Here is a 21,701-nt window from a genome sequence, read left to right as displayed (position 1 = left end):
GGCAGTAGGGCAGTAGGGCAGTAGGGCAGTAGGGCAGTAGGGCAGTAGGGCAGTAGGGCAGTAGGGCAGTAGGGCAGTAGGGCAGTAGGGCAGAGGTTCGAGCGCCCTTTAAACATATTGCCCTACTGCCCTACTGCCTTATTCCCCTTATCACTATCCCCCAGCGCCAACTGGTCCGTAATCTCGAAGCGTTCGGAAACGCCGACGCGGATCATGTTCAGGCTGCCTTCGCGGGTGAAGCGGAATTCGCCGGGTGCGTCCGCACCGGCCGGCTTGCCGGCCTTGAAGCTGATGATGCGCGTGCCGCCATCGGGCCAGGTCACGGTCACGTCGGTCTTGTCGCCGGTGCGCACCACGCCTGCCTTGCAGCTGGTCATCGGCTGGCCGAGATAGCGCGCACAGGGGATGGCGTCGCCGGCACCGGGTACCGGTGTCCCCGGCGGCTGAAGCCGCGCAACGGTCTGTGCGTCGGCCGGGGGCGCCGCGTTGGCCGCGCCGAAATTCTGGACGGGACCCAATGCCGCGGGCGGCGATCCATCAACCTGTCCAGTCGTGGGGTTTCCACCGGCCAGGGCCAGGCGGTAAGCATCCTCGATCGCCACCCTGCCGATCGCGTCAGGGGAATTCAGCGGCGTTTCGGGAGCGGTCGCGCCGAGGCGCGTTGTCAGGTCGGGCAGCGGCTGAGGCGCAGGGTTCTCCGCACTGGCCGCCACCTGCGGTGTCACTTGCCGGGGATTGATAGGGTCGAGGTAGCGTGCGGGCGCCCATCCGCTCATCTTCGGGTCATCAATGTCTTCAACCTTGCACCATTTGTAGCCGCTGACGTCGCCGCAGCCGAGATTTTTCACGCTCGAACCACTCGGCAGCCGCGCCTCGATCTTGCCCATGGCCGACGCCGTGGCGCGCACGTTCAGGAGGTCATCCGGAGCGAGACCCGTCACAATCGAGACGATGGGCTCCGGCTCCTGGCCGTTGGCCGGCAACTCCGCCAGGATCAGCGGAGCGGCAATCACCGCAAGCAGCGTCGTCGGGAGTGTTACTGTGCGCCTAATCATCTGCCATGGGCGGTAGGTTCAATTGCCGAAGGCGCGGCCAGGCACGAAAGCGCCATCGCACGCCAGCCGGTTTTTATAGGCGACGAGACGGCGCTGTGTAAGCCCGAAAAGGTGCCGCGTGTTGAATCGCGACCAGGCCACTTCCGTGAACTAACAGCCGGCAAAATATTGCACATTTCATGTAAATATGCACTCTCTCAAGTAAGGTTGAGGAGGGCAATATGGTCGACCTTGAAATATTTGCGCAGGTGGAAAACATAGTTCGCCAGCGTATCAAGAAAAAGCGCGCCGAGATTGAGGCTTCACTTGGCCACATCGCCAACGGCAATCCGCTGGCCGCCGAACAGACCCTCTCCAGGCGCCTCGACAGGTTGCAGGTAAAGGCGTCGCTCAGCCGCACCGAAGCGGAGATGATATCGGCAGCGATCGACATGAGGTCTGCCGGGGAAAGAAAGGCCGCCGCCAAGCAGCCAGGGCCGGAGGCAATTCTCGGCCCAACGCTCGATTTCATCGGGGTCGCATTCCTCGAGCGTGGGCGCCGTGCTGCCGATGCGGTTGGCCGCGTTGCCTTTCTCAACGGCAATCCACAAGGATCGGGTTTTCTGGTCGGGCCAAGGCTGTTCCTCACAAACAACCATGTGATTTCGTCGCCGGCGGATTCCCGGCGCTTCCAGGTCCAGTTCGATTATGAGCAGGACGGTGCGAATGCCGTGCGTACGCCGACGACGTTCCTGTTCGATCCTGAATCCTGTTTCGTGACCGATAGCATAGAGGGTCTGGACTATACGCTGATCGGAGTCGGCGAGCGGCGTTCCGGTCCAAAGGAACTGGGGGAGTTCGGTTTTATCTCGCTGTCGGATGCGCGCGACAAGCATATGCTCGGCGAAATCGCCAACATCGTTCAGCATCCCGATGGCCGCTTCAAGGAACTGGTGTTGCGTGAAAACCGGCTGGTGGCCCGCGACGAAACGGTACAAGTGCTGCACTATGTCGCCGACACCGAACAGGGTTCTTCCGGCTCCCCGGTCTTCAACAATGAATGGGAACCTATCGCCCTGCACCATTGGGCCGGCCCGTTCCACGAGGTGACGGGCATAGGTGGCTATGCGCTCGCGCGCGAGATCAACGAAGGCATACGGATCAGCGCCATCGTTGACCATCTGGGTGCTAGAAAGTCCAAGCTGCCGGGCTCCTCGGCATCGGCGGTTTCGCAAGCTCTGGCGATTTGGGCCGGCATGCCGCGCATGATGGACGAGACAGTTCGGCTGAACGCCGATATTCGCGAAGATGTGCCGGACAAGCCGGTGCAGCGGCCGGAACCGGATCGCAATCCGCCGGCGACGAGACACAATGCCGATGGCTCGGTCACCTGGACTTTTCCCGTCGAGATAAATGTCCGGGCGCCGCTGATCGACCGCGACGGAGGCGATGCGAGACGAAACGACGGCAAAGGCCCGGCAAGCGAACCCGGGAAGGTGGCCATCGCCGAGGCCGCGGGTTGGAAAACAGAGGATTTCGACGATCGTGGAGGGTATGAGCCCGGCTTCATACCGGGCTTTGTCCTGGCAATGCCGACGGTTGCCAATTCACCCTACCGGTTGGCCAAAAACCTTCTTGCCAAACCGGGAGAGGACCCACACGAATTGCGCTACCATCATTTTTCGATCTTGATGAACGCCGATCGCAGGCTTGCCTTCGTTACCGCCTGCAATATCGATGGATCCCGCACCAAGGCGGTCAATCGTGAGGACAAGACGGTCATCGAAAACCCGTCGCTTCTCGAATTGGGGGTGGAGTCGATTTCCGGTTCGGAAGCCAGCGATGCTTTCCGGCCGGATCGGCGCATCGATCTTGGCGAGCAGATGACCCAGGAATTCTATTCGAGCCAGAATGTGCCTGGATTTCCCGTCGCAAAATCCAAGGAACGAATCGCTCGAATGTTCCAGAAGGGCCATATTACACTTCGCGGCGACCCCGCATGGGGCGTCGATCAGGAGGCGGTCGCGGCAGAACGCGACACGTTCTTTTATACCAATGCTGCGCCGCAAGTCGGCTTCTTCAATCAAGGAAGCTCGCTTAACCATCCCGGCTCCAAAGGGAAGTTGAGATGGCGCGCGGTAGAAACCTATGTGCTGCGCAACGCCTATACGACGCGAGGCCGTGTCACGGTGTTTGCCGGGCCAGTGTTCGGCGAGGACGATCCTCCCTACCGCTTCGACAGCCATGTTCCGCTGAAGTTCTGGAAGATCGCGCTGTGGTCCGATCAAGCTGGCCTGCGCGCCATCGCGCTGCTGGCGGACCAGAAGCCGGTTTTGGAAGTGATGCCCGAAGCGTTCGGCGAGCGTGCCGAGGCATTCGATGACCCGCTTGAAATTGCCAGGGTATCGGAGTTCCTTTCGACGGTGGCCGAGATTGAAGAGCTGACCGGCCTGAACTTTGGCCAGCAGGTGCGCGACGCCGACATTCGGGCCGGTTCCGAATCCGCCCCAGCACAGACGTTCAACCCAACGCAACTGGCGCCCAAGACGTCACGGCCAAAGGCTTCGGCGACCAAGACTTCGACGTCCAAGACTTTGGCGGCCAAGACTTCGGCGCCCAAGACTTCGGCGGCCAGCGCCCGACTTCCTGCCAAGCGATCGAAGCGATCGGCGTCTGACGACTGAAGCTTGGACCGGTCGCGACTTCTGCCGCTCGAAGGCGGTCATCCGTTCAGCTAGGCATGAGCAAGCTCAGCCTGGGATGAGCAAGCTCAGCCCGGGATGAGCAAGCTCAGCCCGGCATGAAGCCGGTGCGCAGCGCGTGAGCCCATTCGGGCCGTCCCGCGTGCTCGGCCTGATACGCCGCCGCCTCATGGTCATAGTCGACGGCGATGGATTCGAAACGATCGGGATGCAAGTCGACGATGCCGTAGCGGGCGTGCGGCGAACCCTGTTCGGAGACATGCGCCGGCGGGGTTGAATCGTCATAGGCGGGGCAGCCGATGCTGCCCGGGTTGAAGATGACCGGACCGCCGGGAATGCGGACCAGCTCGCTGCGATGGCTGTGGCCGCAAAGCATGATGCGGCAGGCGGGATCGATCGCGCCGAGGCGCCGCTGGATTGCGACCAGCGGCGCGCGCACCAGCCGGCCGTCGACGATCGCGTCAGTCAGGTATTTTTCGTCGTGGTCGGGCCGGGCATGGAAGGCGAGTATGCCGGGCGCGACTTCCAGCGTGAGGGGCAGCGCAAATAGCGCCTCGCGTTGGCCCGCGGTCAGCCGTTCCTGCGCGTAGCGGTCGGACGGCCACATGGTCTCGTCGGCGGTGTCGCGGGCAACGCGGCGGTCGTGATTGCCGCGCACCGTCGGCAGGTCGAGCGTCTCGAGCCGCTCCATGGTCTCGCGCGGCCAGAGCGGGCCGGAAACGCAATCGCCGAGATTGACGATGAGGTCGGCGCCGCCGCGCTGCCGCAGATCATCGAGCACGGCGTCGAGCGCCAGGACATTGCCGTGGATGTCGGCGAGGACGGCAATGCGCATGGCAGGCTCCGTTAATTGGAATGGCTGGAGGGCAGGTGAAACTACTTTGCCCGCCTCGCGAGGCGGGCGAGAGCGGAACCCAGCTTCGGGTCGTTCAGGCGCGGACTTCGATCTCGTGGCCGCCGACCGCCGGCAACGATGCGTCGCCGGCCGCGGCAATAACACTGTCGAGCAGGCCCGGGAAGCGGCGGTCGAGATCGTCACGGCGCAGCGTGATCAGCCGGCTGGTTCCAACCGCCTCGGTGCGGGTGACGCCGGCCTCACGCAGCTTGGCCAGATGGTAGCTCAGATTGGTCTTCGAGCAGAGATCGAGGAACCGGCTGCAATTCAGCGGCACGCCCTCTTTGCTGGCGAGATAGCGCACGATGGCCAGCCGCGTCGGGTCGCCGAGCACGGCAAGCACGTTCGGCAGGCTGATCTGGTCGGCGGTGGGATGGGGCAAGGTCATGCCCAGGAATTAAGCACATTCGGAGCCGATTTCAACGCATCTCCTCTCGTGGCCAATGGACACATAGTTTCGTCCCGTCGCCCCGTCCTGACACCGGGCTGTCAGGATGGTTCGGCTATTTTGCAGTGGCTTTATTGACATCATGCCCTGTTATGTCCAATTGTTCAATAACCTTTGAACTAAGGAAATTGCCATGGATAAGCGCCTCATCTGGCTTGCGCTCGGATCGTTCACGATTTCGACCGAAGGTTTCGTCATCTCCAGCCTTTTGCCCGATATTGCAAAGGATGCCGCCATCTCCATTCCGCTCGCCGGCACGCTGATCACCGCGTTTGCGCTCGCCTATGCGATCGGCACGCCGATCCTGGCAACGCTGACCGGCGAATGGGACCGGCGCCGCGTCATCCTGTGGACGCTGGTGTTCTTCGTGTTGGGCAACGTCGCCGCGGCGCTAAGCTCCTCCTTCGAATTGCTGTTGATCGCGCGCATCGTCATGGCGCTGTCGTCAGGCTTGTTCGCGGCGACCGCACAGGGAACGGCCGTTGCGCTTGTCGACGATCATCATCGCGCCCGCGCCATTGCCGTGGTCGTCGGCGGCACTACGGTTGCGGTCGCGGTCGGAGCACCGCTCGGCGCGCTCGTTGCGACGGTTGCCGGCTGGCGCGGCACCTTCTTTGCCATTGCCGGCCTTGGTGCGCTCGCCGGCGCGATCCTGTGGTACCGGCTGCCGCGCGGCATCGTCGGCACCAGGCTGCCGCTCCGGATGCGGCTGGCAGCGGCACTTCGCCCCGGCGTCATGCCTATCCTGGTGACGACCATCCTGGCCCTGATCGGCGCCTTCACCGTCTTTGCCTTTGTCGCGCCGCTCGCGATCGAAGGCGGCGGACTGAACCCGATCGCGCTTCCCGGAATGCTGCTCGCTTTCGGCGTTGGCGCGGTCATCGGCAATATCGGCGGCGGGCAGGCCGCCGACCGTTTCGGCGCGACGCGCACCGTCTGCTGGTCGCTGGCGCTGAGTGCCGCCATGCTGGTCACGTTTTCGCTGATCCCGATGTTCCTGCCGCGCGAGATCGCCGGGCCGGCGCTCATGGCCATGATGGTGCCGTGGGGCATCGTCGGCTGGGCGTTCCCGCCGGCGCAGGCCAGCCGTATCATCAAGCTGGCGCCCGATGCCGCGCCCATCGTGCTATCGCTGAACGCTTCGGCGCTCTATCTCGGCGTGGCACTGGGTGCCGTGGTCGGCGCCGCTGTGCTGCGCTATGGCGCACCGGCCGACCTCGGCGTGGTCGCGGCGGCGTTCCCGATCATCGGTCTGGGCGTAGTACTGGCGGGCCATCTGGCGGCGCGTCCGGTAGCGATGCCGGCCGAATGAGGCTGTCAGTGGAGCTTGGCTGCCGGCCGCCGATAATTCAACTCGCGGCCGGCGGTACGTCAAAATCGAGCGCGGCGATTTCGTCCAGCGCCGCTCGCAGGCTTGCCGCCTGCTCCTTTCCAAACATCTCCTCGAAGCGCTGCTGAGCGACTTGCCACAGCTTCAGGGCTTCTTCGAGCTTGATCCGGCCCTGCGATGTCAGCCTGACGCGCCTGATGCGGCGGTCGACAGGGTCGGCGAAGGTCTCGATATAGCCGTCCCGGATCAGTGGCTTCAGAGTATGACCGAGGGCCGACAGGTCCATGACGAGGGCAGCGGCAATGGCACCCATCGTCGGTTCGTCGCCGATGTGGATCTGGTATAGCAGGCCCTGCTGCGTGGCCTTCAGGCCCGAGGGCGCGAGCACATCATCATAGAACTGGCCGAGTTTTCGGGTCGCACGGCGCAACACGGCGTTGTTGCAAAGCGCCAGGCCGGGCAGGGTGGTTTGGGACATTGGCGGATTTCCGATGAGGGGACCGGAAGGAACCCCTCGATGCGAACCAGAAATAGTCCTTGCCCCGCCGATTGACAAGATGATGGTATATGCCTATTTTAAAACAGTGGCATATACCATTAATTGATGATCTGCCAGTCGAAGCAAGGGTGTTGCCCTGCGGCTCTGGCGTTGGAACCAGAAGGAACAAGACAATGAGCAATCAGGACAAAGGCACGGCGGTCGTCACCGGCGCCTCCTCCGGCATCGGCGCGGTCTATGCCGACCGGCTCGCCGGCCAAGGTTACGATCTGGTGTTGGTGGCACGGCGCGCCGACCGGCTGAAGGAATTGGCGGAGAGGCTCCGCTACGCGTATGGTATCAAAGTCAGCATCATCAGCGCCGACCTGGCCGAAGACGGCGATCTGCGGCGGGTCGAGCAGGCGATATCAAGCGACGACAGCGTGACGCTGCTGGTCAACAATGCCGGCCTTGGCGGCGCGCAGATGGTGGCAACGGCCGATGCCGATGTCGCCGAGCGCATGATCAAGGTCAATGTCGTGGCGCTGACTCGCCTGACGCGCGCGGTGCTGCCGGGGCTGCTGTCCCGCAACCGCGGCGCCATCGTCAACATCGCATCGGTGCTGGCCTTCGATACCTCGTTCGGCGGCATCTACAGCGGCACCAAAGCCTACGTCGTCAACTTCACCGAAGCCTTGCAGCGGGAAGTCGCCGATAGCAAGGTAGCTGTACAGGTCGTGCTGCCGGGAGCCACCCGGACCGAGTTCTGGGAAGTCGCCGGAAGCGATATTGCCAACGTGCCGCAAGAGATCGTCATGACGGCCGACGATCTGGTCGATGCGGCGCTTGCCGGCCTGGCCAAGGGCGAAACCGTCACCGCGCCCGGGCTCTCCGATCCGGCTGGATTGGAAACCTATCTTGGTGCGAGGCAAGGCTTCTTCGGCAGCCTTCTGGCCGGCAAGCCGGCGGCGCGTTACGCTGCCTGACATAGCTAAAGACTAACTTTACGCTGTCCGCCACATCGGAATGATCGAGGCGGCCAGCAGCAGGCCAAGCACGGCGTTGAGCATGCGCCACTGCCGCTCGGTTCGCAGCAACCGGGCGAGCAGCGTGCCCGCCACGCACCACGCCGCCAGCGATAGGGCCGCTGCAAGACCGAAGACCGTGCCGAGCAGCACGGCGAGCTGCAGCGGCCCGTTGGCGAGCGCGGCAAAGGATGCCGCCGCTCCCAACCCCATGGCCCAGCCCTTTGGGTTCATCCATTGCAGGCCGGCGCCGCCCAAAAAGCTGTTCGGCTTTGCCATGGCCACGTCCAGATTGGGCGGACCGCTGCGGCCGATCTTGAGGGCAAGCCACGTCAGATAGAGGGTACCGGCCATTTTCATTGCCAGTTGAAGCGAAGGGGCGGCGGCCAGCAGACCGGCAAGCCCGGCAGCACCTGCCGCAGCCACCGTGGCCAGGCCGGCCGCACTCCCGGCCATCAGCGGGATAGAGCGGCGAAAGCCGAACTGCGCACCGGACGCCGTCGATAAGGTCGTGGCCATGCCGGGCGTTGAGGTTGAGACCAGCGCGAACAGGACGAGGGGAAGGACGGGTTCAAACATGCTGCTTCCTTTGGAGCCTGCACGGTAGGCTGTTTGGCTCATCAGTAAATGCAATGTTTGCTATGGTTTGTATTAGCAAATATAATGGCCAGATGCTCCGCAATCTCGATACTGCCCTGATCCGAACCTTCGTCACCGTTGCCGATAAGGCCAGCATGACGGCAGCAGCCAATGCGTTGCATCTGACGCAAGGTGCCGTCAGCCAGCAGATCAAGCGTTTGGAAGAGGTTCTCGGCTGCAGCCTGTTCGAGCGCGACCGGCGTGGATTGCGGCTGACCCGCTCCGGCGAGCGATTATTCGGCAAGGGCAAGCGCCTGCTTTCCCTCAATGACGAGATCCTGGCGGAGATGGCGGGCGATGCAGTTGCCGGTCAGGTGCGGCTTGGCGTGCCGTACGACCTTGTCGGCACCTTGCTTGCGCCGGTGCTGAAGGCCTATGCCGAAGCCTATCCGCAGGTCGAGATCTCGCTTGTCTGTGCTTCGTCGCCAGAGTTGGCCGCAGCCTTGGCAGCCGGCACGATCGAGCTCGCGGTGATCGAGGAGCCGATCGGTCGGTCGGCCGGCGAATGCCTTGTTGTCGACCGGCTGGTCTGGGTCGGCGCCAAAGGCGGCGCCGCCCGCGGCAAGCGGCCCTTGCCGGTTTCGATGGTCGCCGAGACCTGTGCGTTCCGCCCGGTGGTGCTGGAGGCGCTTAACGAGCATGGGCTGGAATGGCGCACCGTATTCGAAAACGGCAGCATTGACGCGACGACGGCGACAGTGCGTTCGGACTTGGCCGTCACCACCTGGTTGGCGTCGACCGTGCCTGTCGACCTCGACATTTTGGCCAACGATCCGGAGCTGCCGTCATTGCCGAATTTTTCGATCAATCTGCATTTGCCGAAGCACGACGTCGCGCCGGCTGCACTGGCATTCGCGGGCCACCTCCGCGATGGGTTGGCAGGGCGACGAGAGGCGGCTTAAAAACAGCAAAAAGGACGGCCAGTGTTCAGCCGTCCTTGATCGCCCTGCGGCATCTACTTCCAGTTCTTGCGCCGCTCGATCTCGGCTTCGGACGGCTGCTCCGTGGCAAATGACCCGGTCTTGATCTCGCCGGAGCGTTCATAGCTCGCCATGATGACACCGGTGGTCGATGCCTGCGAACGGGTCAGCTTGAAGGCGGCGGGTATTGTGCCGCTGCCGAACAGTTTTTTGCCCTTGCCCAGCACCAGCGGGAAAATCAGCAGGCTGATCTCGTCGATCAGGTCATTGGCGAGCAAGGTCTGGATCAGCTCGCTCGATCCCTGAATGAGCAGGTCGGGGCCGTCCTCCTGCTTCATCCGGCGCAACGTCGCCACGACATCGCTGCCGAGCGGCTGGCTGTTTTGCCAGGACAGCGAATCCGGCCTGTGCGTCGCCACATATTTGGTGACGGCGTTGAAGCTGTCGGCGATCGGATCATTTTTCTGATAAGGCCAGTGGGCGGCAAAGATGTCGTAAGTCTTGCGGCCGAGAAGCAGCGCGAACGGTTTTGAAAACGTCTCGCCCATCGCGGCGCCCATCACATCGTCCCAGTAATGAAACGTCCAGCCGCCGAATTTGAAGCCGCCGACAGGGTCCTCTTGCGGGCCGCCAGGCGCCTGCATGACGCCGTCGAGGCTGACGAATGTTGCGGCGATGATCTTCCTCATTGGAGCTCCCTTTCCCTGATCCGTGCCGTCATGGCCGGAGTTCGAGCCAAGGACGGGCGAACGGACATTTGTCCGACAGCGGCCGGCAAATTTCTAGGACCGGGGGCAGGTGACTGCCGACCTTATCGTCTCAGCTTGGAGCCGAGAACGCTCAGCCCAAGCCAACGACCGTATCGTAGAGCAGCTTGAAGTTGAGCACCAGGATGAGCGCGGCAACCACCCAGGCCAGCACGGCGACGGCGCGGGAAATGGCAAAATTGCCCATCTTGCGCTTGTCCGAGACGAACTGCACCAGCGGTACGACAGCGAAGGGGAGCTGCATCGACAGGATTACCTGGCTGAAGACCAGCAACTGACCGGTTCCCTTCTCGCCATAGAGCGCGGTGACCACCACCACCGGAATGATGGCGATGCCGCGCGTCAGCAGGCGGCGCGCCCATTGCGGGATGCGCAGCCGCAAGAACCCTTCCATCACGATCTGGCCGGCGAGCGTCGCCGTCACCGTCGAGTTCAGGCCGGAGGCGAGCAGCGCTACGGCAAACAGGATGGAAGCGATGCCGAGGCCAAGCAGCGGCGACAGAAGCTCGAAGGCCTGGCCGATCTCGGCAACGTCATGATGACCGGTGCCGTGGAACGCCACCGCCGACACGATCAGGATGGAAGCATTGACGAACAACGCCAGTATCAGCGCGATGGTCGAGTCGGTCGTCGCCCATTTGATGGCGTCGCGCTTGCCGCGATCGGTGCGCTCATAGGCGCGGGTCTGCACGATCGAGGAATGCAGATAGAGATTGTGCGGCATCACCGTGGCGCCGATGATGCCGATGGCGATGTAGAGCATGGCCGGATTGGTGACGATCTCGGACGACGGCACGAACATCGCATGCAGGATGGAGCCGACCGGCGGGGCGGCGGCAAAGATCTGGATGGCGAAGCAGCCGAAGATGATAATCAAAAGCGCTATGATGAAGGCCTCGAGGAAACGGAAGCCCTTGTTCATCAGCAGCAGCAGCAGGAAGGCATCAAGCGCGGTGATGATGGCGCCGCCTATCAGCGGAATGCCGAACAGCAGTTGCAAGGCGATCGCCGTGCCAATGACCTCGGCCAGGTCGCAGGCGATGATGGCCAGTTCGCAAGCGACCCAAAGCATGAAATTGACTGGTCGCGGATAATAGGCGCGGCACGCCTGCGCAAGGTCGCGGCCGGTGGCGATGCCGAGCCGGGCGGCGAGTGCCTGCAGCAGGATCGCCATCAGGTTCGACAACATGATGATGAAAAGCAGCGTGTAGCCGAATTGGGCCCCGCCGGCGAGGTCGGTCGCCCAATTGCCCGGATCCATATAGCCGACCGAAACCATGTAGCCCGGCCCCATGAAGGCGAACAGCCGGCGAAGCCAGATCCCCGAGTGCGGCACCGCGATCGTTGCGTTGACTTCGCGAAGGCTGGGCTGCTCGTCGTCCTCCGGGCGGGCAAATCGCCACATGGACCGGGGGGCTGAGGTGGCTTCGGCTTCCGACATGAAATGGCTTTCCACTGGAACGATCGATGTTGTCTCCTTATCTATGCCACGGCTGAACATTATGCAATATGCTATATTTCATTGTCTGAGCTTTTTCTTGTGGCCGCTTGGCGTGCGGCCTGAACGGCAGTGAACGCCGGTTGCGCCGGCCACCGAATGGAAATAAACGGCCAGAACCAATAGGGTTCCGTGTTATGACCGCAATGTCGATTCAAACTGCCGGGAGGAGCGCGTATTGGCGCTGAAGAAAAGACCGGTTCCTCGCGAAAAGCCGCTGCCTGACGCAGAAATCCACTCGGAAGGCTTCAGGCAGACGCGTGAAGCGCGCCGCAGCGCGCTGGTCGAGGATTATGTCGAGCTCATCGCCGACCTGATCGAGGATGGCAACGAGGCGCGCCAGGTCGATATCGCGGCACGGCTCGGCGTCGCTCAGCCGACGGTCGCGAAAATGCTGACGCGGCTGTGCGCCGACGGGCTGGTCTCCCGGAAGCCTTATCGCGGCGTGTTCCTGACCGATGCCGGCCGCAAGGTTGCGGAAGAGAGCCGCATTCGCCACCAGACGGTCGAGGCCTTCCTGCGCTCGCTCGGGGTCAGCGCCGAGACGGCGCGCATCGACGCCGAGGGCATCGAGCATCATGTCAGCGCCGAGACGCTCGAAGCCTTTCGCAAGGCAATAATCGCCGCCCGCTGAAAAGCACGGCCAGCGTATCTCTTCGCGCGACTCGCTTCCCACGAGCAGGGTGAACGGCACAGACCTTGCGATGTCTCGGCCAGAGCAGGCAAGCGTCAGCAAGCATTGCTTGTTCGCACGAAAAATACTGTGACTTGGCGTAACCGTTGAGATAATTGTTGTCGTGTCCGATCGAACCGGGACACGGCCCGATCGGCCGGAAAATTGCATCACGGGGGTTGCCATGCTCTGGAAGGGCCGTCGTCAGAGTGACAATGTCGAGGACGAGCGCGGCCAGAGCGGCGGGCTTGGCGGCGGGCCGGGGCAGTTTCGCATCCCGATCGGCGGTCGCGCGGGCGGCGGCGGCATGTCGGGCATTATCATCGTAGGGTTGATTTTCCTGGCAGGGTGGTATTTCGGCTTCGACCCGAGTCAGATCCTCGATAACAGCGGCTTGCAGCCCGGCGGCGGTCAGATCACCGACAATAGCGGTGCGCAAGGCGGCGGCACCGGTGCGCCCGCCTCCGACGAGATGAAGCAGTTCGTGTCGACTGTGCTGGCCGAGACCGAGGACACGTGGACCGGTATTTTTCAGTCCGAGGGCCTGACCTATCAAGATCCAAAACTGGTCCTGTTCAGCGGACGGATCGGCTCTGCTTGCGGCTCTGCCTCGTCAGCGGCCGGACCATTCTACTGTCCCAACGATCGCAAAGTCTATCTCGACACCACCTTCTTCCAGCAGCTCGATCAGCAGTTCGGTGCCTCGGGCGATTTCGCACAGGCCTATGTGATCGCGCATGAGGTCGGCCACCATGTGCAGAACCTCGTCGGCATCCTGCCCAAATTCAACCAGATGCGGCAGAGCATGGGCGAAGCGGACGCCAACCACATGTCGGTGCAGGTCGAGTTGCAGGCCGACTGCTTTGCCGGCATCTGGGCGCATTTCACCGGTCAGAAAGGCATCTTGGAACAGGGCGACATGGCGGAGGCACTGAACGCCGCCAAGCAGATCGGCGACGACACGCTGCAGAAGAAGATGCAGGGCTACGTCGTGCCGGAAAGCTTCAACCACGGCACGTCGCAGCAGCGGCAGACCTGGCTGGCGCGAGGCTTCCAGAACGGCAAGCTTTCGGACTGCGACACGTTCAACAACCCGATCTGAGCCGACGGTTTTCTCGTAATCCGAGAGACTGGATCGCAGTCAGGGGATGTCAGGATGAAAGCACTCTGCCCGTTCCCTCATTGTTCCCAGCGATGTGCTCGCCTATAAGGTGTGTTCCCGTTAGCTTGGGCGGCCCGAGGAGATACCATCATGATAGACCCCAAAACCGCCAGGCGGGGCCTTGCGCTTGTTTTCACCACCCTGCTGCTCGACATCATTGGCTTCGGCATCATTATGCCGGTGCTGCCGGCCTATCTCAGGGAATTGACCGGCGTCGGCATCAGCGAGGCGGCTATCGAGGGCGGCTGGCTGTTCTTCGTCTATGCGGCGATGCAGTTCGTTTTCGCACCAGTGATGGGCGGGTTGAGCGACCGGTTCGGGCGGCGGCCTATCCTGCTTGCCTCGGTGCTGACGTTCGCTATCGACAATCTGATCTGCGCTATCGCCTGGTCCTATCCGATGCTGTTCATCGGCCGCGTGCTGGCCGGCATTTCCGGCGCCAGTTATTCCACGACATCGGCATTCATTGCCGATATCTCGACCGACGAAAATCGTGCGAAGAATTTCGGGCTGCTCGGCATTGCTTTCGGCGTCGGCTTCGTCATCGGGCCGGTTCTGGGCGGGTTGCTCGGCACGTTCGGGCCGCGTGTGCCGTTCTATTTCGCTGCCGGGCTTGCTTTCGCAAACTTTCTGATCGCGCTGTTTCTGTTGCCGGAAACACTTGATAACAAGCACCGTCGCCGCTTCGAGTGGAAACGCGCGAACCCGGTCGGCACGCTCGTCCAGATGCGCAACTACGAAGGTATCGGCTGGATCGGACTTGTCTTCTTTCTGATGACGCTGGGGCACATGATGTATCCTGCGGTCTGGTCGTTCGTCTCCAGTTATCGCTATGGCTGGAGCGAACAACAGATCGGCTTCTCGCTCGGCGCTTTCGGCCTGTGCGGGGCGATCGTCATGGCGACAGTCCTGCCGCGCGTGATCCCTAAGCTCGGCGAGTGGAAGACGGCGGTAATCGGTCTGGCATTTACCGCACTCAGCGCCTTCGGCTACGCCTTCGCGTCACAAGGCTGGATGATCTATGCAGTGATCGTCGTCGGATGTCTCGAGGCGTTGGCCGACCCGCCGCTCAGAAGCCTGGCGGCCGCCAAGGTGCCACCTTCCGCCCAGGGCGAACTCCAAGGCGCAATGACCTCGATCTTCTCGATCACGTCGATCATCACACCGCTGCTTTATACGGCGATCTTTTCCTGGTTCACGGGCCCGAACGCGCCCGTGGTTTTCGGCGGTGCCCCCTATCTGCTCGGCGCGATTTTCCTCACGCTGGCGCTCGTCGTCTTCGTCACCAGGGTGGCCAAGCCGACGCCGAAGGAAGTCAAACGCATGCACACGCAGGAAGCCGTGACGGACGGGGCTTGATCGGCGCCGGGAGCCCGGCCGGCGCCGTCAATCAGATCCGTTTTTACGCAATGCGCTAAACACGCTCGGCCAGTGCCGGCTCGCCGCGCTTTTCGCGGATGAGATTGACGAAGCGGCGAAACAGATAGTGCGAATCCTGCGGGCCGGGCGAGGCTTCGGGATGATGCTGGACCGAGAAGACCGGCCTGCCGGTGAGCGCAATGCCGCAATTCGAACCGTCGAACAGCGAGACATGGGTTTCCTCGACGCCGCTCGGCAATGAGTCGGCGTCGACGGCAAAGCCATGGTTCATCGAGACGATCTCGACCTTGCCGGTGGTGTGGTCCTTGACGGGATGATTGGCGCCGTGGTGGCCCTGATGCATTTTTGCGGTCTTGCCGCCCAGCGCCAGCGCCAGCATCTGGTGGCCGAGGCAGATGCCGAAAAGCGGGATTTCGGTCTTCAACAGATCCTGGATAACCGGAACGGCGTAGTCGCCGGTGGCTTCCGGATCGCCAGGGCCGTTGGATAGAAAAATGCCGTCCGGCCGCATCGCCAGGATCTCCTCGGCGCCGGTTTTTGCCGGCACCACGGTGACCTTGGCGCCGAGGCCGGCCAGCAGGCGCAATATGTTGCGCTTGACGCCGTAGTCGACGGCAACGACGTGCATCGACGGATCAGCCTGTTCGCCAAAGCCCTCGTTCCAGACCCAAGGCGTCTCGCGCCAGACTGATGACTGGCCGGAGGTCACCTCCTTGGCGAGATCAAGCCCGATAAGCCCTGACCATGCGGCGGCGCGGCGCTTGAGGTCATCGATGTCGAAGATACCGTCGGGCGCGTGCGCGATGACGGCATTGGGCATGCCCTTTTCGCGGATCAGCGCGGTCAGCGCCCGCGTGTCGATGCCTGAAAGTGCGACGATGCCGCGCTTCTTCAGCCACTGGTCGAGACCGGTTCCGGCCCGGTAATTCGACGGGTTGGTGACATCGGCCTTGAACACGGCGCCGACGGCGCCGGCGCGGGCCAGCGGGTTGAGGTCTTCGGTGTCTTCGTCATTGGTGCCGATATTGCCGATATGCGGAAAGGTGAAAGTGACGATCTGGCCGGCATAGGATGGGTCGGTGAGTATCTCCTGGTAGCCGGTCAGCGCGGTGTTGAAGCAGACCTCGGCGACGGCGGAGCCGGCGGCGCCCAGACCACGGCCCTCTATGACAGTGCCGTCGGCCAGCACCAGCAGGGCTGTCGGCCTCTCGCTGGCCCAAGGGGGGGTCGACGCGGCTGTCATCGTAGCCATGGCGGCACTCCTAAAGGTTGCGCCCTCAGTCGGCGCAACAAAAGGCGCGAAGCGGCGATCTCACAGCCTCGGCGCGCTAGGTTTTCATTTGTGCCTGTCGTTGCCCAAAACCGCTGCGCATTTTTGGGCGACGTGCACTAGAATTCAATTTCATGCAAGGCCCAGTACATAGGGGAAGGCGCCAAGGCGGTCAATGATGCCGCGCCGTGCGAGCCTAGATTTATTTCGTCGAATAATATCAGCGGTTTGCCGGACGCTATCGAGTTTGCCTTGAGCTATCGGCACGACTATTGTCCGCCGCATTCGAAGGAGAAAGCACCATGCGAGGCAAAATCGCCGAATCCCTGAAGAGCGCGATGAAGTCGCAGGACAAGCGCCGGCTGCCGACATTGCGGCTGATCCAGGCGGCCATCCATGATCGCGACATCGCCAATCGCGGCGCCGGCAAGGAGCCGGCGAGCGATGACGAGATCCTGCAGATCCTGGCCAAGATGGTGAAGCAGCGCGAAGAATCGGCCAAGGCGTTCGATGACGGCAAGCGGCCGGAGCTTGCAGCGCAGGAGCGCGACGAGATGGCCATCATCCGCGACTTCCTGCCGACGCAGCTGGGCCAGGCCGAGACGGAAAGCGCCGTCCGTTCCGCCATCGCCGAGACTGGTGCCAGCGGCGTCAAGGACATGGGCAAGGTGATGGCGGCGCTCAAGGAAAAATACGCCGGCCAGATGGATTTCTCCAAGGCGAGCGGCATCGTCAAGAGCCTGCTGCAGTAAGCCGCCGAAGGCCCTTGCCGTCGCGCCCGCAATCCGGCAGCCAAAAGCTCGCGCCCGTGATCGAACTCGTCAAACCGGCGTTTGAACACCTGCCGTCCTACAAGGCGGCCCTCGAGCGCGGCTGGTCGCCGGACAATGTGCGGCTGCTCGACGCGACGCGCGAGCAGCTTGCGGCTATCGAAAAGGATCCAGCGACTTTCCTTGGCGATCTCGACGATTCCGATGGCAAGGGACCGCCGATCACCTTGCCCGACGGTTCGACGGTGCCGCGGCTGCCCGGATTCCGGCGCTGGATCTGGGACGGGGAAGTCGCAGGCTCAATCGGCCTGCGCTGGCAGCACGGCACCGCGTCGCTGCCGTCGCATGTGCTCGGCCACATCGGCTATGCGGTGGTGCCGTGGAAACGGGGACGCGGCTATGCGACCGAGGCGCTGCGGCTGATGCTGGTGGAGGCGAGGGCGGTTGGCCTGCCCTTCGTCGAAATCACCTGCAAGCCTCACAATGTGCCCTCGCAGAAGGTCGTTCTGGCCAATGGCGGCCGGCTGGTCGGGCGTTTCTTCGAGGACGCCGCCTATGGCGGCGCGGAAAGCCTGCGCTACCGGATCGATCTGTAGCCCTATTCGGCGGCAGCCGGCAGCGGCGGCGCAGCCCGGCTTCGCCATTCCCAGACATGCGAGGCAAGCGCAACCGCGACGGCGACCAGCATGGCGATCGCGCCAACCACCGGCAGGCTGCGATAGCCATAGCCGGCATTGAGCATCGCCGCGCCGAGCGATGCGGCGAGCGCGATGCCGACATTGAAGCCCGACGGGATGAGCGACGAGGCAAGGTTGGAGGCGTCCGCGGTCCAGGTCAGGATGCGGGTCTGGATCGGCGTGCCGATGGCAAAGTTGAGGCCGCCCCAGACGAAGATCGCTATCACCATCGGCAGCGGGTAAGGGCCGACAGCGTAGATCAAGGCGAGCATTGCCGCCTGTAGGAAAAGCATGGCGATAAGCGACGGCATCAGCTTCCAGTCGGCGAGCCGCCCGCCGACAAAGACGCCGATCGTTGCGCCGACCCCGTTGAGCAAGAGCACCCAAGGTATCCATTTCTCGTCGAGGCCGGTGACCTCAAGCAGCGTCGGCGTGATGTAGGTGAACAGGCCGAACTGGCCGATCATCAGCATCAGCATAACAATGAGCGAGGTCCAGACCTGCTGGCGTGCGAGCACACGGACCTCGCTTCCAAGGCTCGCCGACGGGCTCGACGATCCCGTCTTGCGCGGCAGCAGGGCGCCGACTGCCGTGAAGGCCACCACACCGAGCGCGCACATCACCCAGAATGTCGCACGCCATCCCCAGATGTTGCCGATTGCCGTGCCGGCCGGAACGCCGATTACGTTCGATACGGTGAGGCCGGACAGGATCAGCGCCACCGCCATGCCGCGCTGGTCTTCGCGCACGAGGCCGACGGCCACCACCATGGCAACGCCGAAATAGGCGCCATGCGCGACGGCCACCGCTATCCGCAACAGCAGCATCGAGGCGAAGTCGGGCGCCAGCGCACAGGCGGCCTGGCCGATGGTGAAGGCTGCAGTCAGTCCAAGCAGCAGGGCCTTGCGGGAGAAGCTTTTGGTGGCGAGCGCCAGCAGCGGGCCGCCGACTGCAATGCCGCCGGCATAGCCGGAAACGAGATAGCCGGCGGTCGGGATCGCGACGCCAAGGCCCTCCGCCACCTGCGGCAGCACGCCGGCGATGACGAATTCGGTGGTGCCGAAGGCGAAGGCGGCAATGAACAGGGCAATGAGGGGGAGCATGGCGGAAAGGCGATCCTCGGATAAGGTCGCCTCAAACCACGGATGAGGGCAGCGGGCAATCCAGAAATTGTCGACGCCGCTTTAGCTTTTCTTGATCGCCGGTCAGGCGTCCGCGCGGAGGCAAGAGCTAGGCGGCTGCCTTCCTCCCGTAAGGAATTTTCAGCCACGCACGTTCGTGAAGATAGTAGAGCAGCGACTTGGTGACGACCTCGGTCAGGCCGATGGCAGCGGCGAGCTTGATGCTTCCGGTCACGACGAGCGAAATGATCATCGTGTCGATGGTGCCGGTGATGCGCCAGGAAAGCGCTTTGGCGAAGCTGCGAGAATGGGTGTCCATCGACTTTCCTTCCGGTAGATGCGGCGATCTTTAGCCGACAGACAGGAGGTGGCGCAAAGATAATTTCTGCGCATTGGCCCACAGCAATTTTCATAGGCGATGTTCTAAAGCTTCCCGGCCTGTGGATGCAATCTATCCGGCCTTCAGCCGCGAACCGGTGAGCAGGCCACGTTCTTCAAGAACGGGATAGGCCATCGAGGCGAGCAGCGAGTTGATCTGCTTGAGGTCGCGAATGGTGTCGAGATGGATGGAACTGGTCTCGACACTCTTGGCGGTGCCGTCGCGCAGCCGCACGAAATGGCTCTGGCTGGTTTCCTTCTCGCGGTCGCGCAGCCGGTCCTTTTCCAGCACCAACTGGCGAGCGGTCTCCGGATCGCGGGACACCAGCACGTTGAAGGCAAGCCTGGCATTGGCAAGCACCAAGGCATGGAAGGCGCAAAGCTCACGCCAGCCTTCCGGCGTGAACTCCAGCCCACGCTCGAATTTCTTCTTCACGTGGACCAGCATGTTGCGCACGATGATGTCGCCGACCTGCTCCAGCTTGACGCAGGCGCCGATCAGTTCCTGGCAACGCAGCGCCTCGTCCTCGCTCAGCGGGTTCTTGGTGACCCTGGCCAGATAGAGCTTGATCGCAGCGTGCTTCCTGTCGACACGGTCGTCGAGTGCGGCCAGCGCGCCGATCTTGTCGGCATCGGCGCTCTCATAGAGCTCGATGATCCGTTTCAGCATGATCTCGACCGTTTCGCAGACCCGCACCACCTCGCGGGTGGCGTTGGCCAATGCCTGGCTCGGCACGTCGAGCGCACTTTCGTTGAGCGCCGAAAGCTCGACGACGTCGAGCGCGTTGGCGGCCTGGGGCTTGGTGCCCAACGCCACGATCCTTTCCGAGGCGCGATAGACCAGGCTCGCCAGCGGTAGGCCGGCGACCAGGATCAGGATGTTGAAGACAATGTGGGCATTGACGATCTGCTCGGGCACCGTGCTGCCCAAGAAGGCGACCGGCGGCTTGAACGTCAGGAACAGGATCAGCATGATCAGCGAACCCATGCCGCGCATCAGGAGATTGCCGATCGGCACGATACGAACGCCGGGTTCTGCGTTGCGGGTTAGAAGCGGCGCGATGATCGAAGAGCCGAGATTGACACCCAGCACCAGCACGATACCGAGTTCGGGCGGGATGAAGCCGCGGCCGGCCAGCGTCACCATCAGCAGCACCGCGGCGATCGAGGAATGGAACAGCCAGGTGATCACCGCCGCCAGAAGATAGGCGGTGACAGGATCGCCGGAGAAGTAATCGACGATGAGCGGCATCAGCGTGCTCTGGCGCAGCGGCTCCGACGCCTGGCCGATCATCTCCAGCGACAGAAGCAGCAGGCCGATGCCGACCAGGATGCGGCCGAACTGGCGCCAGTCGCGCCGCTCGGTGGCCATGAACATGACGGTGCCGGCGACCAGGCAGATCGGCACCAGCAGCGACAGATCGAAGGTGAGCAGCTTGACCACCAGTGCCGAGCCGATCTCGGCGCCGCGCACCGCAAGCTGGCCCGACATGCCGCTGACAATACCGGAGCCGGCGAACGAGCCGACCAGCAAGGTGACGGCGGTCGAGCTTTGCAGCGCGACAGCCAGGCCGCAGCCGGCCAGAACCGCCATGAACGGATTGCGCATTGTGGCGCGCAGTTTGTGGCGCAGCACATCGCCATAGGCGCGCTCGACGCCGGTCTTCACCAGACGGGTGGCAAACAGCATCAGTGCGACCGCACCGGCCAGGTGCAGCAAGACGACCGAGCCACTCATGCCAGGCCCCGCAACGCGACAGGTGCCAGCGACGCGGGCGCGGTGAAGTCAAAGAGGCAAAAGTGGGCGCGAATCGTGGACATTGCAGAGGTTGATATTACTCCGATTTATTTTAGCCGAATAATAAATTTTGCCCGCTTCGGACGCGTGTTGCCACGCGACGGGGCGTGTCGGAAATGGATGGCTGACAAAATGGTTGCATAGCCTGCGGAGTTGCGGCGGGTCATGCGTCCATTCTCGGACGCCCGCTTTAAAGGTAGCGCTGAATTAGTCGTTATAAAGGTAAGAAATCATTACGAAAACGTAATCTCGGTGTTCAGTTTCGGTTCATCCTTCCGGCTCTATTCCGTAGGCATCGACAACCAAGGAGTACCCGCCATGAAACGCATCGTTCTTTCCGCCATTGCCTTCTCGATGCTGGCTGCAACCACCTGGCAGGGCCAGGCCGCACCTCTGAACACACCAAACGCGCCGCAGTCGAACTACAGCCAGGTCGACTGGCAGAAGCCTGGCAGGCATGTCGACGTGAACAAGCATGTCGACGTGAACAAGCATGTCGACGTGAACAAGCGCGTCCTAGTGAAGAAGAAGATCGTTGTGAAGCGCAGCCATTGGCGCAACGGCCAGAGATATTCCAGCTGGAAGCGTCACCAGCCGATCCGCGACTATCGCCACTATGGCCTGCGCCGTCCGGGTCCCGGGCAGGAATGGATCCGGGTTGGCAATGACTATCTGCTGGTCAGCGTTCTTTCCGGCTTGATCTTCGGCGCCATCGCCACGCAGTGACCGCGGAACG

General features: G+C 62.8%; 21 protein-coding genes. 10 read left to right on the top strand and 11 right to left on the bottom strand.

Annotation, left to right across the window (positions count from 1 at the left end; translation table 11 throughout):
- Positions 1 to 122: 122 nt before the first annotated feature.
- Positions 123 to 1,013, bottom strand: coding sequence for an SH3 domain-containing protein (locus NKH33_RS29650; protein WP_352922863.1), 891 nt, complete (start codon positions 1,011 to 1,013; stop codon positions 123 to 125).
- A 263-nt stretch (positions 1,014 to 1,276) separates the two neighbouring features.
- On the opposite strand from NKH33_RS29650, the gene NKH33_RS29645 reads away from it, so the two are divergent.
- Positions 1,277 to 3,718, top strand: a complete 2,442-nt coding sequence (locus tag NKH33_RS29645) for a DNA/RNA non-specific endonuclease (RefSeq protein ID WP_352922860.1) — start codon at positions 1,277 to 1,279, stop codon at positions 3,716 to 3,718.
- Positions 3,719 to 3,824: 106 nt separating this feature from the next.
- Here the strand turns inward: NKH33_RS29645 and NKH33_RS29640 are convergent, their stop codons facing one another.
- Positions 3,825 to 4,571, bottom strand: a complete 747-nt coding sequence (locus tag NKH33_RS29640; protein WP_352922857.1) for a metallophosphoesterase family protein — start codon at positions 4,569 to 4,571, stop codon at positions 3,825 to 3,827.
- A 94-nt stretch (positions 4,572 to 4,665) separates the two neighbouring features.
- Positions 4,666 to 5,019, bottom strand: a complete 354-nt coding sequence (locus tag NKH33_RS29635) for an ArsR/SmtB family transcription factor (RefSeq protein WP_352457526.1) — start codon at positions 5,017 to 5,019, stop codon at positions 4,666 to 4,668.
- Positions 5,020 to 5,212: 193 nt separating this feature from the next.
- Between NKH33_RS29635 and NKH33_RS29630 the strand changes: the two genes are divergently transcribed.
- Positions 5,213 to 6,391, top strand: a complete 1,179-nt coding sequence (locus tag NKH33_RS29630; RefSeq protein WP_352922854.1) for an MFS transporter — start codon at positions 5,213 to 5,215, stop codon at positions 6,389 to 6,391.
- 37 nt (positions 6,392 to 6,428) lie between these two features.
- Here the strand turns inward: NKH33_RS29630 and NKH33_RS29625 are convergent, their stop codons facing one another.
- A complete protein-coding gene (locus tag NKH33_RS29625) occupies positions 6,429 to 6,887 on the bottom strand; it encodes a MarR family winged helix-turn-helix transcriptional regulator (protein ID WP_352683599.1) in 459 nt (152 codons plus the stop codon).
- Positions 6,888 to 7,081: 194 nt separating this feature from the next.
- Between NKH33_RS29625 and NKH33_RS29620 the strand changes: the two genes are divergently transcribed.
- A complete protein-coding gene (locus NKH33_RS29620) occupies positions 7,082 to 7,873 on the top strand; it encodes an SDR family NAD(P)-dependent oxidoreductase (protein WP_352683601.1) in 792 nt (263 codons plus the stop codon).
- Positions 7,874 to 7,891: 18 nt separating this feature from the next.
- Here NKH33_RS29620 and NKH33_RS29615 read toward each other — a convergent pair whose 3' ends face one another.
- Positions 7,892 to 8,491 (bottom strand): LysE family translocator, encoded by a 600-nt coding sequence (locus NKH33_RS29615; RefSeq protein WP_352683602.1) that lies wholly within the window; start codon positions 8,489 to 8,491, stop codon positions 7,892 to 7,894.
- 92 nt (positions 8,492 to 8,583) lie between these two features.
- Here NKH33_RS29615 and NKH33_RS29610 point away from each other — a divergent pair, with 92 nt between their 5' ends.
- Positions 8,584 to 9,453, top strand: coding sequence for a LysR family transcriptional regulator (locus NKH33_RS29610; protein ID WP_352683604.1), 870 nt, complete (start codon positions 8,584 to 8,586; stop codon positions 9,451 to 9,453).
- Positions 9,454 to 9,506: 53 nt separating this feature from the next.
- Here the strand turns inward: NKH33_RS29610 and NKH33_RS29605 are convergent, their stop codons facing one another.
- Both NKH33_RS29605 and NKH33_RS29600 read right to left on the bottom strand, forming a co-directional pair.
- Positions 9,507 to 10,160 carry a dihydrofolate reductase family protein gene (locus NKH33_RS29605; protein ID WP_352683606.1) on the bottom strand — a complete coding sequence of 218 codons (654 nt, stop codon included), beginning with the start codon at positions 10,158 to 10,160 and terminating at the stop codon, positions 9,507 to 9,509.
- 151 nt (positions 10,161 to 10,311) lie between these two features.
- Positions 10,312 to 11,679, bottom strand: a complete 1,368-nt coding sequence (locus NKH33_RS29600; protein WP_352473938.1) for an Nramp family divalent metal transporter — start codon at positions 11,677 to 11,679, stop codon at positions 10,312 to 10,314.
- A gap of 235 nt (positions 11,680 to 11,914) precedes the next feature.
- Here NKH33_RS29600 and mntR point away from each other — a divergent pair, with 235 nt between their 5' ends.
- The 3 genes from mntR to NKH33_RS29585 all read left to right on the top strand — a co-directional run bounded on the left by mntR (position 11,915) and on the right by NKH33_RS29585 (position 14,930).
- Positions 11,915 to 12,370 carry a manganese-binding transcriptional regulator MntR gene (gene mntR / locus NKH33_RS29595; RefSeq protein ID WP_023678308.1) on the top strand — a complete coding sequence of 152 codons (456 nt, stop codon included), beginning with the start codon at positions 11,915 to 11,917 and terminating at the stop codon, positions 12,368 to 12,370.
- 223 nt (positions 12,371 to 12,593) lie between these two features.
- Entirely contained in the window at positions 12,594 to 13,511 is a 918-nt protein-coding gene (gene ypfJ, locus NKH33_RS29590) for a KPN_02809 family neutral zinc metallopeptidase (RefSeq protein WP_352473939.1), read from the top strand.
- A 150-nt stretch (positions 13,512 to 13,661) separates the two neighbouring features.
- Positions 13,662 to 14,930: a TCR/Tet family MFS transporter gene (locus NKH33_RS29585; protein WP_352683610.1), complete on the top strand. Its 1,269-nt coding sequence runs from the start codon at positions 13,662 to 13,664 to the stop codon at positions 14,928 to 14,930.
- Between the two features lie 55 nt (positions 14,931 to 14,985).
- On the opposite strand, the gene carA is transcribed toward NKH33_RS29585, so the two are convergent.
- Positions 14,986 to 16,203: a glutamine-hydrolyzing carbamoyl-phosphate synthase small subunit gene (carA, locus tag NKH33_RS29580; protein WP_352541094.1), complete on the bottom strand. Its 1,218-nt coding sequence runs from the start codon at positions 16,201 to 16,203 to the stop codon at positions 14,986 to 14,988.
- Between the two features lie 320 nt (positions 16,204 to 16,523).
- On the opposite strand from carA, the gene NKH33_RS29575 reads away from it, so the two are divergent.
- Both NKH33_RS29575 and NKH33_RS29570 read left to right on the top strand, forming a co-directional pair.
- Positions 16,524 to 16,973 (top strand): GatB/YqeY domain-containing protein, encoded by a 450-nt coding sequence (locus tag NKH33_RS29575; protein ID WP_292658734.1) that lies wholly within the window; start codon positions 16,524 to 16,526, stop codon positions 16,971 to 16,973.
- A gap of 56 nt (positions 16,974 to 17,029) precedes the next feature.
- A complete protein-coding gene (locus NKH33_RS29570; RefSeq protein ID WP_352473942.1) occupies positions 17,030 to 17,587 on the top strand; it encodes a GNAT family N-acetyltransferase in 558 nt (185 codons plus the stop codon).
- Positions 17,588 to 17,589: 2 nt separating this feature from the next.
- Here the strand turns inward: NKH33_RS29570 and NKH33_RS29565 are convergent, their stop codons facing one another.
- From NKH33_RS29565 to NKH33_RS29555, 3 genes are all read right to left on the bottom strand, one after another.
- Positions 17,590 to 18,771: an MFS transporter gene (locus NKH33_RS29565; protein ID WP_352922848.1), complete on the bottom strand. Its 1,182-nt coding sequence runs from the start codon at positions 18,769 to 18,771 to the stop codon at positions 17,590 to 17,592.
- A gap of 127 nt (positions 18,772 to 18,898) precedes the next feature.
- Positions 18,899 to 19,108 (bottom strand): DUF2061 domain-containing protein, encoded by a 210-nt coding sequence (locus tag NKH33_RS29560; protein WP_292658743.1) that lies wholly within the window; start codon positions 19,106 to 19,108, stop codon positions 18,899 to 18,901.
- Between the two features lie 132 nt (positions 19,109 to 19,240).
- A complete protein-coding gene (locus NKH33_RS29555) occupies positions 19,241 to 20,905 on the bottom strand; it encodes a Na/Pi cotransporter family protein (RefSeq protein WP_352816167.1) in 1,665 nt (554 codons plus the stop codon).
- 378 nt (positions 20,906 to 21,283) lie between these two features.
- On the opposite strand from NKH33_RS29555, the gene NKH33_RS29550 reads away from it, so the two are divergent.
- On the top strand, positions 21,284 to 21,691 hold the full coding sequence (locus NKH33_RS29550) for an RcnB family protein (protein WP_352922845.1): 408 nt from the start codon (positions 21,284 to 21,286) through the stop codon (positions 21,689 to 21,691).
- Positions 21,692 to 21,701: the final 10 nt, after the last annotated feature.

It is taken from the genome of Mesorhizobium sp. M1182 (assembly GCF_040318335.1).
Classification (GTDB): Bacteria; Pseudomonadota; Alphaproteobacteria; order Rhizobiales; family Rhizobiaceae; genus Mesorhizobium.
Note: the sequence above shows the minus strand (reverse complement) of the source record. Positions and strands in the feature narration are given on the sequence as shown.